This is a genomic window from Mariniradius sediminis (assembly GCF_021491425.1).
In the GTDB taxonomy this organism is placed as follows: domain Bacteria; phylum Bacteroidota; class Bacteroidia; order Cytophagales; family Cyclobacteriaceae; genus Mariniradius; species Mariniradius saccharolyticus.
In genome coordinates this window covers 219,970-235,991 of the sequence record NZ_JAKEVZ010000009.1, presented here as the reverse complement: position 1 = coordinate 235,991, position 16,022 = coordinate 219,970, and the positions used below count along the sequence as shown (strand labels likewise).

General features: G+C 45.8%; 16 protein-coding genes, 1 tRNA gene and 1 rRNA gene. 9 read left to right on the top strand and 9 right to left on the bottom strand.

The annotated features are described in order from the left end of the window. The first annotated feature begins 16 nt into the window (after window positions 1-16). Window positions 17-128, top strand: a 5S ribosomal RNA gene (rrf, locus tag L0U89_RS13375). 181 nt (window positions 129-309) lie between these two features. Here the strand turns inward: rrf and L0U89_RS13370 are convergent. The 3 genes from L0U89_RS13370 to L0U89_RS13360 form a co-directional block, all read right to left on the bottom strand. Next, entirely contained in the window at window positions 310-795 is a 486-nt protein-coding gene (locus L0U89_RS13370; RefSeq protein ID WP_008624060.1) for a methylated-DNA--[protein]-cysteine S-methyltransferase, read from the bottom strand. 224 nt (window positions 796-1,019) lie between these two features. After that, on the bottom strand, window positions 1,020-1,778 hold the full coding sequence (locus L0U89_RS13365) for an SDR family NAD(P)-dependent oxidoreductase (protein ID WP_234861979.1): 759 nt from the start codon (window positions 1,776-1,778) through the stop codon (window positions 1,020-1,022). A gap of 176 nt (window positions 1,779-1,954) precedes the next feature. Beyond that, complete coding sequence (locus L0U89_RS13360; protein WP_234861978.1) at window positions 1,955-2,434, bottom strand: GNAT family N-acetyltransferase; 480 nt, start codon at window positions 2,432-2,434, stop codon at window positions 1,955-1,957. Window positions 2,435-2,567: 133 nt separating this feature from the next. Between L0U89_RS13360 and L0U89_RS13355 the strand changes: the two genes are divergently transcribed. Then, on the top strand, window positions 2,568-3,341 hold the full coding sequence (locus tag L0U89_RS13355) for a type III pantothenate kinase (protein WP_234861977.1): 774 nt from the start codon (window positions 2,568-2,570) through the stop codon (window positions 3,339-3,341). 6 nt (window positions 3,342-3,347) lie between these two features. Here the strand turns inward: L0U89_RS13355 and L0U89_RS13350 are convergent, their stop codons facing one another. Further along, window positions 3,348-3,932: a peptidoglycan DD-metalloendopeptidase family protein gene (locus tag L0U89_RS13350; protein WP_234861983.1), complete on the bottom strand. Its 585-nt coding sequence runs from the start codon at window positions 3,930-3,932 to the stop codon at window positions 3,348-3,350. 149 nt (window positions 3,933-4,081) lie between these two features. Here L0U89_RS13350 and L0U89_RS13345 point away from each other — a divergent pair, with 149 nt between their 5' ends. Further along, a complete protein-coding gene (locus tag L0U89_RS13345) occupies window positions 4,082-5,038 on the top strand; it encodes a pyridoxal-phosphate dependent enzyme (RefSeq protein WP_234861976.1) in 957 nt (318 codons plus the stop codon). Window positions 5,039-5,411: 373 nt separating this feature from the next. Here the strand turns inward: L0U89_RS13345 and L0U89_RS13340 are convergent. Beyond that, window positions 5,412-5,484, bottom strand: a tRNA-Met gene (locus L0U89_RS13340). Between the two features lie 316 nt (window positions 5,485-5,800). Between L0U89_RS13340 and era the strand changes: the two genes are divergently transcribed. The 4 genes from era (at window position 5,801) to L0U89_RS13320 (ending at window position 9,001) form a co-directional block, all read left to right on the top strand. Further along, window positions 5,801-6,691 (top strand): GTPase Era, encoded by an 891-nt coding sequence (era, locus tag L0U89_RS13335; RefSeq protein ID WP_234861975.1) that lies wholly within the window; start codon window positions 5,801-5,803, stop codon window positions 6,689-6,691. A 12-nt stretch (window positions 6,692-6,703) separates the two neighbouring features. Then, window positions 6,704-8,017 carry a ribosome biogenesis GTPase Der gene (der, locus tag L0U89_RS13330; protein WP_234861974.1) on the top strand — a complete coding sequence of 438 codons (1,314 nt, stop codon included), beginning with the start codon at window positions 6,704-6,706 and terminating at the stop codon, window positions 8,015-8,017. A gap of 80 nt (window positions 8,018-8,097) precedes the next feature. Further along, window positions 8,098-8,310, top strand: a complete 213-nt coding sequence (locus tag L0U89_RS13325; RefSeq protein WP_040478815.1) for a hypothetical protein — start codon at window positions 8,098-8,100, stop codon at window positions 8,308-8,310. A gap of 73 nt (window positions 8,311-8,383) precedes the next feature. Beyond that, a complete protein-coding gene (locus L0U89_RS13320) occupies window positions 8,384-9,001 on the top strand; it encodes a transcription elongation protein SprT (protein WP_234861973.1) in 618 nt (205 codons plus the stop codon). Window positions 9,002-9,003: 2 nt separating this feature from the next. On the opposite strand, the gene scpB is transcribed toward L0U89_RS13320, so the two are convergent. The 4 genes from scpB to L0U89_RS13300 form a co-directional block, all read right to left on the bottom strand. Next, window positions 9,004-9,564, bottom strand: a complete 561-nt coding sequence (scpB, locus tag L0U89_RS13315) for an SMC-Scp complex subunit ScpB (protein WP_234861972.1) — start codon at window positions 9,562-9,564, stop codon at window positions 9,004-9,006. After that, window positions 9,565-9,948: a TraR/DksA family transcriptional regulator gene (locus L0U89_RS13310; RefSeq protein ID WP_040478832.1), complete on the bottom strand. Its 384-nt coding sequence runs from the start codon at window positions 9,946-9,948 to the stop codon at window positions 9,565-9,567. Between the two features lie 115 nt (window positions 9,949-10,063). Continuing rightward, entirely contained in the window at window positions 10,064-10,222 is a 159-nt protein-coding gene (locus L0U89_RS13305) for a hypothetical protein (protein ID WP_234861971.1), read from the bottom strand. A gap of 56 nt (window positions 10,223-10,278) precedes the next feature. Beyond that, complete coding sequence (locus tag L0U89_RS13300; RefSeq protein WP_234861970.1) at window positions 10,279-13,650, bottom strand: lamin tail domain-containing protein; 3,372 nt, start codon at window positions 13,648-13,650, stop codon at window positions 10,279-10,281. 161 nt (window positions 13,651-13,811) lie between these two features. Between L0U89_RS13300 and L0U89_RS13295 the strand changes: the two genes are divergently transcribed. Next, window positions 13,812-14,801, top strand: coding sequence for an aspartate-semialdehyde dehydrogenase (locus tag L0U89_RS13295; protein WP_008624027.1), 990 nt, complete (start codon window positions 13,812-13,814; stop codon window positions 14,799-14,801). 63 nt (window positions 14,802-14,864) lie between these two features. Continuing rightward, a complete protein-coding gene (locus L0U89_RS13290) occupies window positions 14,865-16,022 on the top strand; it encodes a class I SAM-dependent methyltransferase (protein WP_234861969.1) in 1,158 nt (385 codons plus the stop codon).

Genomic DNA, 16,022 nt, shown 5'->3' with positions numbered 1-16,022 from the left:
ACATGGTACAGAAAGACTAGGCGGCCGAGCGCAGGGGCCCCACCTCTTCCCATCCCGAACAGAGAAGTTAAGCCCTGCAGCGCCGATGGTACTGGGGTCGCACCCGGGAGAGTAGGCCGCCGCCACAACATCCAAAGCCAGCAATCTCTGCTGGCTTTTTGCTTTTTACACTTTTTGAATCCAATTCCCGCTGGGGATGGGTATTGGATATCTCCCAAGGCAGAAAGGAGAATAACTGAAAATGAGACCTAAAACGTACGTATTATCTTTAATTTCGGATGGTGGACAACAGATTGAGAGCGATCGATTTCAAAAATTAATTTTTACCTGCAATCCAACTGCCTCTTTTTGTTCGATTTGCAATAATCTTGATTTTCGCCAAAGCCCTCCTGCATACCCAGTGAGTTGTCCATGTTTCCCCAAAATTCTGTGACAAGGAAGCATGATCAAAATAGGATTAGCCCCAATGGCTGTCCCAACTGCCCTGACAGCATTCGGATTGCCCAGTTTAAAGGCTATCTTTTCGTAGGTCGTTGTTTTCCCGAAAGGTATTTTGTTCACTTCCATCCAAACGCGATGTTGGAAGTCGGTACCTCCAAGCGCAACGGGGATATCAAATGTTTTTAGTTTTCCCTGAAAATATAGACCGAGCTGGATCCTGACGTCCATTAATATGCCGTCCAAAAATTCATCGGTGGGTGTGTCTTCAGTGAATTGCAGGCTTACCAAATATCCGTCCCAAACTTCTACCCTTACGTTTCCCAAGGGGGTTTCCATCACTGCGTGCTCTTTCATATTTACTGATTTTGACGTTTGAACTTCCTTCTTCAATAAATATTTTCCTTACTCCCAGATATAACTGATTTAAACACAAATTGTCTGACTTTTTCCTATTAAATTATCTAAATCATCACGATTATTTTCCGATTCAACATTTCCCTTCCAGCTTTGTCTAAGATTCGGAGCCTTCAGGTATAGTGTGGGAGCCCGTTTTCCCTCATTCATTAAATTTTTATGAATCAATGTACATATGATGCGGCATTGATGTCGATTGTACAACCCGTGGCATGGTCTGCCAATCCAGAACATAGCAACGTGACGATTGGTGCGATATCTTTTGGCTCGGTCAATTGGGGAAGAGCAATGTCATTGAGTGCATAGGCCTCTCCGTATTGGTCAAAGAAATCCTGTGCCATGTCTGTCCTCGTAAAACCGGGTGCAATAAGAAATGCCTTGATGCCTTCCTTTCCGTAGTATCTCGCTATGGATCGCGTCAGGCTCACAATAGCTCCTTTGGAAGCTGCATAGGCTAGGTAGTCCTTTGTGTCTCCCCTAAATGCGGCCCTGGAAGATATATTGATGATTCTACCATTTTTGTTTTCCTGTGCATGCTCCAAAAATTCCTTGCAGATAACAGCGAGGGAAGTCGTGTTGACATCCATCGTTTGTTGCCATGCGCTGAGCCAATCTGGGGTAGCTGAGTTATCGGGTGACGAGATTGCAATGCCTGCATTGTTGACCACTGCATCGATTTTGCCGAATTTTTTGATCAATCTTGGTATCCATCCAACAACTTTTGACAGATCGGACAAATCGACTTGAACCAAATGCGAGGGGTTGTGTAGACTGGATTGAAGGCTTTCTGCATCCTCCAAGTTTTTGTGATAGTGGATCAAGACCTCTGCACCGGATTCTGAGAGCTGGGTTGCTATTGCCCTCCCGATACCCCGGGATGCACCTGTTACAAGTATTCTCTGATTGCTTAAATTGATCTGCATGATTGTCGAATTTGAAACTTGACAAATGTTTTCCCATTAAATGAATTTGGATATGCTGGGACATATGGCAATAGATTTGCCCAAACCAAAATGTCTAAATCAATAAATCTACCACTTGGATTCAACGATGGGTCAATCTTTCCGATCAAAGTGGTTTTAGAAGATTTCCAATTGGCTTATTTATTCAATATCCGTTTGATTTCATCTGATTGCAGGTGGCAATTGACCCATTCTCCATCCAGTTCGGCTCCGTATTTCTTATAAAAATTGATTGCTGGGGTATTCCAATCCAATACCTGCCAGGTCATTCCGGAACAATCCTCCTCCAAGCATTTTAGCATCGTCCTGTCAAACAAAAGTTTGCCCGCACCATTTCCGCGTTCGGATTCGGTGACCACGATGTCTTCAAGGTAAAGCCTTTTTCCCTTCCAGGTCGAATACCGATAGTAGTAAACGGAAATGCCAATGATTTCCCCGGATTGGTTATTGACCGCTACAAAAAAGCCAAAAATGGGTTTTGGTCCAAATCCATCTTTTTCCATTTTTTCCAGGGTGTTGGTGACCTGTTCAGGTGCTTTTTCATAAACTGCAAGTTCTTTGACCAGTTCCAAAACCCTCGGCAGGTCTTCCAATTTTCCTTCTCTGATTGTATACATGGTGGAAAATTACCAAAAAACAATTCCTCAAAAAATCATTTGATATATTTGGTGCAAAGCGGGTATGAAGGAAATTTTCTTGCGTCGCTTTCATCTCAATTGGGCAAAAACATTTCATCAAAAAGTAATTTACATGTTTCTAGCTGTTGACGCAGGTAACACAAATATCACATTCGGATTTTTTGATACGCATTCGCTGACTTGGAAATTTGAGTACCGAATCAATACGCTTAGAGACTTGACGGCTTTGCAAATCGAAAAGGAGATGCACCTCTTTTTTCTCGAAAACGATTTGAAGCCCTTTCAAATTGATCAAATCGGTATATCGTCTGTGGTTCCTGAGATCAATGCGGCACTTCAACAGTTTTGCAGGGAGTTTTTCGGAAAGCCCTGCTACTTGATAGAGGGGCGGAGCTACCAAAAACTGAAAGTCTCTACAGCTCGGCCCAACGAGATCGGAAGTGACCTGATGTGCAATGTCACAGCTGCGTTTGAATATTTTGGTGGCGCCTGCGTGATCGTGGACTTTGGAACGGCGCTCACGTTTACGGTCGTCGGGGAAGACGGTAAGGTACTGGGAGTGAGTATCGTTCCGGGACTAAAAACGGCGATCAAGGCACTTTTTTCCAATACTTCCAAGCTTCCCGAAGTAGAACTCAAGCTTCCCAAATCTGTCCTAGGCAAAAACACCACTCATTCCATCCAATCGGGCATCCTGTATGGCTATTCAGGACTCGTAACGGGCATGCTGGAATCAATTTTCAAGGAATTGGGAAGCAAATGTCCTGTAGTAGCCACCGGAGGATTGTCTTCTATTCTTTCCAACGTTCAACATTTGTTCGATAAAGTGGATCGAAACCTCACCTTGGAGGGGATCAGATTGATTACTATGGCCAATCTTGGCTAAACAATCTCAAAGAAAAACACTTGGATCAGCACAGATGGAGCGGAACTTCGCTTCGTCCTCAGCGGCACATACGCCCGAAAAATCCCCCCAATTTCCGCCCATATCCAAAATCAGTTGCAAATGAAGATGGGGCGGCCAATCTCCATTTTCGGAGAAAGAACCGAGATGGCAGAATTTTTGGCCCGCCGCGATAAACTGTCCCGACTTTAGCCCTTCAAGATCAGTCAGGCTGAGATGGCCATATAATGTAAAAAAGACCTCACCTCCATATTCGTGTTCCAAGATGATTGTCGGGCCATAGTTCCCAAAACCCGCATTATCTTGAAAACTGTGCACTTTTCCATCAAGTGGCGCAAAAACAGGTGTCCCCGCTTCTGCCCAGATATCTATTCCAAGGTGGATATTTCTGAATTTTTCCGCTCCAAGCCCAAAGACTTGGCTACGTTGGTAGATTGCGCGTTTTTCAAAATATCCACCGAAGCCAAACTTCACATTGGCACTTTCCAGTTGGTCAAAAACGAAGCGATTGAATGCCTCTGTATCCTTCAGGTCGAGTGTGGCGAGGGTAGGATTTGCGGCGGAAAAGTCCATCGAAATGGAATTTTTGGGATTCAACCGCACTCCCATTACGGGAAAGGATGAAAGTTTTTCGAAAAGTCTCTCGGCAGCTGTAGGGGTTTTCATAGCTGCCAAAGATAATTGTTTTGCTGCTTTTCGGCTGGTGCCGTATCTTTAATTCCATGAACGAGCCAATGAAATTCCCGAGCCTTGAGGATATCCGAAACGCACACCTCCGCATCCAACCATTCATCCATCGCACGCCCATATTAACTTCGACGGCTATCGATGAAATGGCCGGTTGCAGGATTTTTTTCAAATGCGAAAACTTTCAAAAAGTAGGAGCCTTTAAAGCCCGTGGCGCAGCCAACGCCGTGGCGAAATTGACAGAAGAACAAAAAAAGAACGGTGTGGCAACCCATTCAAGTGGTAACCATGCAGCGGCCTTGGCGAGGGCGGCCTCCGTCGCGGGAATCAAGTCCTATATCATCATGCCATCCAATGCACCTGAAATCAAGAAAAAGGCAGTAAAGGGCTATGGAGGTGAAATCATCGAGTGCGAGCCTAACTTGCAGGCAAGGGAAACCACCCTCCAAGCTGTTGTGGACAGGACTGGCGCTATGTTCATACCGCCATACGACTTCTACGATGTCATCGAAGGGCAAGCAACCTGTGCCTTGGAAATGTGGGATGAGCATATCCCATTTGATGTCATTATGGCTCCTGTTGGTGGTGGCGGCCTGTTGGCGGGTACGGCTCTGACCACCAAGTATATCTCTCCATCCACATTGGTGATCGCGGGGGAGCCAGCAGGAGCAGATGATGCGTTCAGGTCATTTTATGCCAAGAAGCTCATCCCCATGGAGGGACCTAAGACGATCGCAGACGGCCTCCTTACCTCACTCGGCAAACTCAATTTTGCAATCATCATGCAGTACGTCGATGATATCCTTACGGTGGACGATACGGAAATCATAGAAGCCATGCGCCTGGTGTACGAAAGGATGAAGATTGTGATTGAACCCAGCTGTGCTGTTCCCTTGGCAGCTTTGCTGAAGAATAAGGAGCGGTTCAGGGGAAAAAAAGTCGGGATTATTCTTTCCGGCGGGAACGTGGATTTGGGGAAATTGCCTTTTTGATATGAGTTTTCTTTGGAATCGGAAAGCCTTCTTCCGAGGCCGAACAAGACAACCCTTGGCTTGTAAGAGCGCGGTTCTGAAGTTAGCTCACATTCGAAAAACCAAAGTCCCAACAAGTAAAACCTAAAGACTCTAGCTTGGATTAAGTGTAGCGGGAACAGCCCCGATAGTCATCGTGGGTCGAACCTGTGGCCTTTGTATGCGAGAATATATTGTCTGAAAACAAAAAAGCCCCATACTGTTAGTATGAGGCTATTCTTGTAGCGGGAACAGCCCCGATAGTCATCGTGGGTCGAACCTTTGGCCTTTGGGTGCGAGAATGTATTGTCTGAAAATAAAATAGCCCCATATTGTTAGTATGAGGCTATTCTTGTAGCGGGAACAGGACTCGAACCTGTGGCCTTCGGGTTATGAGCCCGACGAGCTACCAACTGCTCCATCCCGCGATGTGGCAAATCTTAGAATCTTGATCCGACGAGCTACCTCCCGATAGCTATCGTGGATGCTCCATCCCGCGATTTAGTGGTACAAAGGTAGCGCTATTTTTTTCAAATGCCAAAGGAAGATAAAATTTATCAATTATTTCTTCAAGATTGTTTGGATTTGATCCCGTCATTTTGGTTTTGCGCGGGAAGGAATTTCTCGTTTTACCTGCATATAAATTTCACGGGAGCTTAGATTAGCCTTGTATTTCAGAAGTTTATTTGGTTTATGCGGTTAAGCCACCAAAATTTAGCGTACCTTTGCGGAAAATTTCTTCAAATGTCCCAAGATTCCCACAAAGCTGGCTTCGTCAATATCGTCGGTAAACCCAATGTGGGTAAGTCCACTTTGATGAATGTGCTGATAGGAGAGCGACTTTCCATTATCTCGTCCAAAGCGCAGACTACAAGGCACCGCATTATGGGCATCATCAATGAGCCGGATTACCAAATCGTGTTTTCTGATACGCCTGGCATGCTCAAGCCGAAATACGAGCTTCATAAGAGCATGATGGGATTTGTTCATATTTCCCTTGAAGACGCAGACGTGATCGTCTTTGTCACGGATTTGTACGAGACCGACGCGGAAATTGAAGATGTTATCAAGAAGATAAACGATTCAGGTGTGCCTGTGCTTCTGGTCATCAACAAGATTGACCTGAACAAAGGTGACAAATTGGATGAAGTGATCGCTTATTGGACCCAAAGGCTCAAAGCAGAAGTGGTGATTCCAATTTCAGCTACAGAGAAGTTCAACACCGAGAAAATCATGGTGGAAATCTTGGATAGGCTTCCTGTGCATCCGCCATTTTATGACAAGGATGAACTTACCGACAGGCCGGAGCGTTTCTTTGCTTCCGAAATCATTCGTGAAAAGATCTTTCTCAATTACAAAAAGGAAATTCCTTACAGCAGCGAGGTGGCGATCGAGGATTTTTATGAAGAGGAAAAAATCATCCGGATCAGGGCCATTATCTATGTCGAACGAGTGAGCCAAAAGGGTATTCTGATCGGCGAAGGCGGCAAAATGCTCAAAAAAGTCGGAATCCAATCCAGGGAGGAAATGGAAAAATTCTTTGGGAAAAAAGTATTCCTGGAGACGTTCGTGAAAGTCGAGGATGATTGGAGAAAGGACAAAAACAAGTTAAGGAAATTTGGTTACGACCAATAAAGAACAAACAAAATGGCAAACATAGTAGCAATCGTCGGGAGACCGAATGTGGGCAAATCCACCTTTTTCAACAGGCTGGTGGAAGAGCGAAAAGCCATAGAAGATAACGTGAGTGGCGTCACCCGGGACCGGCATTATGGGCATGCGACTTGGGGTGACAGGTTTTTTTCTGTCATCGATACCGGTGGCTATGTGACAGGCTCGGAGGATGTCTTTGAAGCCGAAATCAGGAAACAGGTAAAATTGGCCATCGAGGAAGCAAACGTGATTTTGTTTGTGGTGGATTGCCATGATGGATTGACAGATTTGGACAGGGAGTTTGCGCAGGTGCTTCGTTCCAGCAAGAAACCCATATATATTGTGGCCAACAAAGCCGATACCGCCACGCAGGTATTGAATGCTGCAGAGTTTTATGAACTAGGCTTGGGAGAAAATCAGGTATTCCCTATTGCTGCGATCAGCGGTAGCGGTACCGGTGATCTGCTGGACGAGGTGATTAAGCACTTTCCTGACCCAGGTGTGGAAGATCCAGATGAAGGAATCCCAAAGATTGCCATTTTGGGTAGACCCAATGTGGGCAAATCCTCCTTTCTCAATGCCCTTTTAGGAAAAGAGCGCGCCATCGTAACAGATGAGGCAGGTACGACGCGGGACGCGATCCACACGAGGTACAAACTTTACGGTAAAGATTTTATCATCACCGACACGGCGGGTATCAGGAAGAAAGCCAAAGTAAAGGAAGATATCGAGTTTTATTCGGTCATGCGCTCACTGCGTACACTCGAGGACTCTGACGTATTGATCATCGTGGTGGATGCCACACGGGGATTTGAGTCCCAAGACATGAACCTGGTGACGCTTGGTATCAAAAACAACAAAGGCATCATCATCATGGTCAACAAATGGGATTTGGTTGAAAAGGACCACAAGACCATGGATAAGATCAAAAAAGAGATGATCGAGAAACTTGGGGAAAACAAGTGGATTCCGATCATTTTTACATCTGTTGAAACGAAGCAGCGGATTTTCCAGGCAATCGAATTGGCGGTGAAAGTATTTGAAAGCAAGACCCACAAGGTACCTACTTCCAAGTTGAACGAGAAGCTCCTGCCAGAGATTGAGAAGTATCCACCACCGGCATGGAAGGGAAAATATGTCAAAATAAAGTACATAACCCAGTTGCCAACCAAAAATCCTGTGTTTGCCTTCTTCTGCAATTTGCCACAGTATATCAAGGAACCCTACACCAGATACCTGGAAAATCGATTGCGGGAAAACTTTGACTTTGAGGGAGTTCCGATAAAGATTACCTATAAGAAAAAATAGAATAATTTTTTGAATGGCGCATTGTTAATCTGAAATATGGAATTACATTTGCGTGCTTATTCAAAAAACCAAACAAAATTATGAAAAAGGTATTTGCAATGTTCGCTGTAGCAGGTTTGTTGTTCACTGCTTCTTGCGGCAACAAAGAAGTAACTGAAGAGTCTACTGAAGTTGAAACTGTCATCGAAGAAACTCCTGCTGCTACTGAAGAAGTAGTAGAAGAAGCTACTGAAGAAGTAGAAGGTGCTGTTGAGACAGCTACTGAAGAAGTTAAAGAAGAAGTTAAAAATTAATTCAACTTCCTTCTGAAAGAAAAGTCCTGCAGTGATGTAGGACTTTTTTTTTTGGAATTGTATAAATTCCGTCGTGAAAAACGAGGATAAATTCTTTGCAGCCTTTCAAAAGCATGTGCCTGAGGCTGCGGCCCAGTATTGTTGGAATTTGTGGAAGGAAAAACCCTTCAATTTTTTTATCACAAAGGCCAGGCAAAGCAAATTAGGGGATTTTCGCTATCGCCGTGACCGGAAGATTCAGACGATCACAATCAACCATGACCTGCATCCTTATCAGTTTCTGGTGACCTTTATCCATGAAGTGGCGCATTTTCGCGCTTTTGAGAAATATGGACTGGAAATACTTCCCCATGGCTTGGAGTGGAAGATGACCTTTAGGGAACTAATGGTGCCAGTTTTGAATGATGCGGTTTTTCCAAAGGATATTCTTCATGCCCTCAAGCGTCATATGCAAAACCCAAAGGCGAGCTCGGGTGCGGATTTGTTTTTGGGTCGGGTGATGCGGGGCTACGAGCAGTCGGATGCCGGAGGGGCTTTGCTGGTAGATTTGCCTGTCGGTGGGATTTTTGAACTGCAAGGCCGGAGATTCAAAAAGGAATTGACTCGGCGGACCAGGATACTTTGCGCTGAATTGAACACTGGGCGAAAATACCTTATCTCCGCCCATGCATCGGTCAAAAAGATTGAGTAGACTTACTCTTTGATCTCTCCGATTTGGTTTTCCTCCTGTGAAAAATCTTTCGGCTGTGGCAGGTCATGGAGAGAGTTGATTCCAAAATATTCCATGAACTTGATGCTCGTTCCATATAGAAGCGGTTTGCCTACCGAGTCGGATTTTCCCTTGATGGCGATCAGTTCTTTTTCGAGGAGCTTTTGGATGGAATAATCGCAATTGACGCCGCGTATATGTTCAATTTCGGTCTTGGTGACAGGTTGGCGGTAGGCGATAATGGACAATGTTTCCAGTTGGGCGGTAGACAGCTTTTTATGGGATTGCTGCCGCAAAAGGATCGAAATACTGGCCTGATAGGCGGGTTTTGTCAAAAATTGGTAACCACCGCCAAGATTTTCTATCGTGAAGGAATATTCATCTTTTGAATACTTCTCTCTCAGGGCCTCGACTGCCTCAGAGACGTGTTCCGAAGGTATTTCCGAACCGAACATCTCTGATAGACAGCGTTGTATCTCCTCCAAGCCCAAGGGCGCAGGAGCGCAGAAAATCAGTGCCTCAATATGGCGGTGTAGAAAGTCCAACTATTTTTTGGCCAACTTAGCCTCAATGGAATGCATGGTATGGGGCACGGCCTTCAGCCTCTCCTTGGCAATCAACTTCCCTGTATCCACACACACGCCATAGGTTCCATTCTTGATGCGGATGAGTGCATTTTCCAGGTTGATGATGAACTTCTGCTGTCTCGCGGCCAATTGGCTCAGACTCTCCCTTTCCAAGGTATCCGCGCCGTCTTCAAGCAACTTGGACGTGGATGCCGTAAAGTCGGTTCCCGAGTCGTTCTTCTTGCTCAGCGTCTCTTTCAACGAAGCGAGCTCTTCTCTGGCAACACTAAGTTTCTGCAATATGATTTCTTCGAATTCCTTTAGTTCCTCGGGAGAATAAGCGGTTTTTCCTTCTTGGCTCATGGCTTTTTCATTAGGTTTTTTGCTTCCAATCAAAGCGAGGGTGATTGAAAAGTCCCCTAAAATACGGTGCTCATTTTAAAAACAAAATAAAAAAACCGCCTTGAGACGGTTTTTTTTAGACTGCACCCATTTGCGAAATCCGACGCCGTAGGGATTGTTCATCTACAAATATCCGGTACTTCAGGCCAAGGTATCGCCTGATCACGGCAATCGCTTTTCCTTTTTGGATATAGTAGGTTTTTAAAGTTTGGTTTATTATATCGTTGAGCATCATATTGGTGAGGAGGTTTCCTGAATTTACTAAAAAACAGATTTGTAACCAATTGGTTTTTAGAAATTTGTACCAACGGCAACAGTCTTTTTTATTTGTTGGATATTTCCATTTAGGTCATAGAGCTCGATCCAGACCACATAGTATCCTGCCCTCACTCTGCGTCCAGTTTGATCTGTCCCATCCCAGGTATAAATCCCCGAATTTCCAAGGATCGCATTTTGGCAAATCTCTTTGATGAGTGTACCTCCGGCTGAATAAATCGCTATTGTGCCGATGAAGCCGGCCTGATCCAGCGAATAACCGATCGTGGTATACCTTTCACCGCCAATAGCGTCGGGTGAAAAGACCTTTGGTTCGACGGTAATTCCAACTCCTGAATTCATCTCATAGTTTGTGGAGTTCCGATATCCCGGCGTTGCGAATCCTTCGAATGCTGATGCGGACTTCCAATTGTTGGGATCGGATGCGGGAATCCAGGGCGAAGATCTTTCCAAAGAGACACCTTTCTTTTCTTTCAAAAGGCGGTGATGCATTGATTCGTCATAGGAGAATATTTCTTGAATTGATTCATCCGGATTCATCCAAACAACGTTTCCCGCCTGAACCGGATAGCTTGGCAGGTTTAGCGCTACAAACTGGCTCTCGATACCTTTTGGGTATTCTGCCTTTAGTTGTTCGATGTCGGTGGTGAAAACAAGATAGCTTTTTGGGGCTAGTAGATAGTCTGTATCAAAAACCACTCTTCGGTTAGCGACCATTCCATCACCGTCCAAGTTGGCCAATTTCCAGTCCCTGAGATTGATGTATTTTTCTGAGGTATTGTAGATCTCGACAAACTTTGGTGCGCCCGTCCTTGGATTAAACAGCACCTCATTGATGACCAAGTCTCCTGTTTCGCCTTTAGAAGGCTTGACGAAAACGATTTGGGAGTCATCTTCGAGCGCGTTGCCGGTACAGGCGCGGAGATTTTTTACCGCAAGACGATAAATTGTGTTTTTTAAAATTCCCGGGGAAAGTTCGAGGAACAATTCGTTTGGCTCGGAACCTAAACTGATTTTCCGAATGTCGATCCTTGGTGTAATTTCCACATCTACCTTCGAAATTGTTGGTTGCAGGTTCTTGTTAAATCGAAACACAACGAGGCTATCATTGATCACCAGACTTTCGATAAAACGGAGCGGTGTCAAATCCGGGCTCGGGTCAAAGACTGAGTTTTGTTTTCCGGGAGTTCCCCTTTCCGGCGCTTGGGAAGCCTTGAGATTGGTGGGTAAAAAGCACTCCAAGTACGGATTGACGATTTCCAGACTGTATCCTCCGCCTGCAAAGGTGCTTCCCCCAAAACTCGCGGTCGTGTATTTGAGGCTATCCAAAACTTCACCCTCTGCTGAGATCAATCGGATATTGTCTCCCGAATTGAGGAAGCTTGGCCAGTTGCTTAGTCCGAGCACCATGCCATATCTGCTCAATAGCGGTACATGTGTGCGTGAACAAAGGATGAGGAGTTCGCCTGAATCCAGGGAAATGGAAGGTATTTGGCTTTGCCTTCTCGAATTGGCCAATTGCATCCCGCCAAGAAAGATTCGGCTTTCACCGGTGTTGATTATTTCGACATATTCGGCGTTGGGAAGACTATTTCCTGCCCTTGGCGCAGGCATAACTTCATTGATGACGATAGACTTAAAGCCTATCGGATTGGGTTTTTCGTAGGTGAATGGGAATTTTTGCAAGTTGTTTTGGTTTCCTTGCAGATCGAAAATGCCGGAGATTTCTAAAAGATAGTCTGAACCTTCCAAGAAACTCTGTTTCCAAGCAGTCAGCACTTGGTTGGGCTTTGGCTGAAGTTCGACGGAGCTGGGAGTATCTGTCCCAATCCGATAGGCATCTTTGTTGAGGGCAAAGGCAGGATCCAAATTTTCGGAAAAGACCAACATAAGCTTGTTTGTCTGAACAGGGACCACATAGGTCAACTCGGGTGGGGATTTATCCCAAACGACGGTCTTCCAGATTCCCGGTAAAGTAAAGCCCCGAACCGTTGTCATCGGGGGAATTTGGAGGAGATATTCTTTCTCTTCTTCCAATTCGAACTCCGTCCGAAGCAAGATGGTCTTATGGTCTGGAAATTCCAATTTGAATGCGATCTCGGGGCTATCTTGGAATCCAAACTTTTCCTTGCCGACATCTTCTGTACGGACCGGCTCTTTCAGGGAAATCAAAATGCTTTTTGGATCGATTGCTTGGACCTCCGAAATGCCATCCACAAAAAAGGCTGTTTCTCGAAGGATTGGAGCTGTGCCGCCTGACAATGCGGAAGTAATTTCCCTGCATTCAAGAATGAAAGACTTCCCTGGGACAAGTTCTTCGCTCAGCCTGAGCTTGATCGAAAAGCCATCAGCCAACAATTCAACGTCTTTGGGGTTTTTTCCATTGATGAGGAATTTTGCAGTCTGGCTGACAGAGGGCTGTGTGTAGGGATGTGAAAACTGCACCAAAAGCACTTCGGGGGAAATGGGGGCAATTCTGCCTAGCCGTATTACATCGTTTGGAATGGAAATAAGAACCTCGGGAGTGATAGCGCCTGATTTTTCCTTTACTTCATAGAGTTCAATGTCGATCGGGGAGGCTGGCAGTGGTTCGGATGACTCTATCCAAATTAGCGTATCGTTTGGCTGAATAACCGAAAATGGTGGATTTCCATTTAAACGAATCTGATTCAGCCCGATTTCATCCATTTCTCGGTCAGCACCGAGTTCCACCCAGAAGGGGTTCAAAGGCTTGGTTTGGAGGAATTTTATCGGATCCACAACCGCATCCGATTCCCACAGGCCTATATCATCCAAGAAAACCCTCGCAGCAGAACCAGTTCCCGGCCCGACCGAAATAGACCACCGGATGGTGAAGTTTCGCAGGTTTTTGAATGGTTCGGGAATTGGGATTTCGAACAGTTGAAATGCTGTGTTCTTGTTGGGAAAAGTTTCGGAATTTCCGATCTGTATATTGTTGGTGAACACCGTTTCTCCTTCCCTGGCAAACGAAAGGAAAAGCAAAGCAGGTCGGTTGCCCGTTCCGTTGGATTCCGTCCGGGCGAAAAAGGCCAATTTGGGGTTTTGGAAATCCAAGTTTTCGATTCGGAAAAATACTTGCCCTTCGAAGGTGCTCAGCGGCTGAATTGCCAAGGCTTTGGAATCGTTCCTTCCTTTGCCCGGCGCCTGAAAAATCCTTGAGCTGGTGCTCCTCACCTCGTTGGCAGACCAAAATGGCAAAAACTCCTCCGGATGGCTGACAATTTCGAACGCATCCTCAAATCCTTGTACCTGAGCAGCTACTTTGGGAACAAACCCCAACATCACCCAGGCAAGGATTACTGGAACGATCGTTATTTTCGCAGACAAAACCATCGGGATGAAAATAAAGAATCTCTCCGTTTTCATCCCGTTTGTAAACGTTTAACTTCCTTCTGTTCAATATTTTTCAGGATTTTGGCCGTTTCATTGAAAGAAACCCAATTTCTTCCCGATTTTCTGTTAGAAATGGGAATTCTTGGTTTACCTTTGCGGTTCAATTCAAAAAATCCATTTAACAATTTAGAAAAATGAAACTAGCCGTTGTAGGAGCCACCGGATTGGTGGGCTCGGAAATCCTAGAAGTGCTGGATGAGCACAACTTCCCCTTTGACGAATTACTCTTGGTCGCCAGCGAAAGGTCTGTTGGCAAGGTCATGACCTTCAAGGGTAAGGAATATAAGGTGATAGGATTGAAACAGGCTGTTTCCGAGAAGCCTGACGTCGCAATTTTTTCCGCAGGTGGAAGCACTTCTTTGGAATGGGCTCCACAGTTCGCGGCAGTTGGCACGATTGTGATCGACAATTCCTCGGCATGGAGGATGGATCCTACCAAGAAACTGGTGGTTCCGGAGATCAATGCCAAGGACCTAAGGATTGATGACCGCATCATCGCCAATCCCAACTGCTCAACCATCCAAATGGTGGTGGTGTTGAACCCACTCAGGTTGAAATATGGTATCAAGCGCATCGTTGTGTCTACCTATCAGTCTGTGACCGGAACAGGAAAAGCAGCGGTGGACCAAATGATGGCCGAGCGTGCGGGAGAGCCAGCTGAAATGGTGTATCCTTACAGGATTGACATGAATGTGCTTCCCCATATCGACGTTTTCCAACCCAATGGATACACGAAAGAGGAGATGAAGATGGTCAATGAGACCAAGAAGATATTTGGCGACCAGAGCGTCCAAGTGACTGCGACAACCGTCCGCGTCCCAACCATGGGCGGGCACTCAGAGTCTGTCAACGTGGAGTTCCACAAGGATTTTGACTTGGACGAAGTCCGGGAGATCCTGGCAAATACTCCGGGAGTGGTGCTGCAGGACGATCCAGCCAACAAGATCTATCCGATGCCGCTCACTGCCCACAAGCGTGACGAGGTATTTGTAGGGCGTCTGAGAAGGGATGAATCCCAGCCAAATACCCTGAACATGTGGATCGTGGCCGATAACCTCCGCAAAGGCGCAGCTACCAACGCCGTACAAATCGCCGAATACCTGTTGGAACATAGCATGGCCTAAGAAAAAAAATCCATATTTTGTCCATTGATCTGGCCCATGAATCAATCGACATATACGGAATCAATGAAAAAATTTGTGCAGGACCATCTTCGGGAGGATCCTGCACAATTGCTTTTTAGGTATTCCGGAAAGGTCGACTTTGATCTGAAGTTTGCTGTGCAGCAGATACAGGCCAGGCAAAAGGCGAAAAGCAAGCTGCCAACTTGGGTGGCAAACCTCGATATCGTTTTCCCTGCAAGCCTTTCCTTGGAGCAAGCTTCTTCGGAGGAAACTGCCAAATTCAAATCCAAACTAGGGCATGGCCAGGTGATGATCGACCTGACGGGAGGGTTTGGCGTGGATACTTTTTTTCTATCAAAGCATTTCGAGCAGGCGATTTATTGTGAGCGGAATGCGGATTTGGCGGATACCGTCCGACACAATTTTGACTTGATGGTGCCTGGGAAACTTGAAGTAGTGACCGGGGATTCTTTGGAATTTTTTGCCAAGTCGGATCGGGTGTTCGACCTGACCTATGTCGATCCGGCGCGAAGGGGGGAGGGGAACCAAAAACTGTACAAGCTAGCCGATTGCGAACCGGATGTGGTCGGACATTGGAACCTGCTGCGATCCAAATCAAAATCCATCCTGATCAAGAGTTCACCGATGTTGGATATCAAGCAGGCGATTTCGGAAATCCCCGATGTTCAACAAATCTGGGTCGTTTCGGTCAAAAATGAGGTGAAAGAGGTTCTGCTTTTTTGGGAGAGGGACGCATCGAAAGTAGATCGAGTGATTAGGGCTGTAGACTTGCCTGCCAATGCAGCTACAGAGTTTTCATTCACCTATGAGGAGGAGGAAACGAGTGAAAGTATTTTCGGACTTGTTGGGAAGTTCCTCGTCGAACCGAATGCCGCCATATTGAAAGCAGGAGCCTTCCGGAGTTTTGGGAAAAGGTTCGGATTGAAAAAACTCCATCCCAATTCCCACTTGTATTCTTGTGATGACTTGAAGGGAGAGGTGCCGGGCCGGGTATTTGAAATCAAAGAGGAAATCAAGGATCACAAGAAGCAACTTAAGTTACTTTTTCCTGACGGAAAGGTGAACGTGATTACCCGAAACTATGCCCTTTCGGCCGATGAATTGAAGAAGAAGTATAGGCTCAGCGATGGAGGAGATAGTTTCTTGATCGGGACGAAGGTTGGCGGAGGCTATGTTTTGTACGCTTGCGAAATGAGGTAA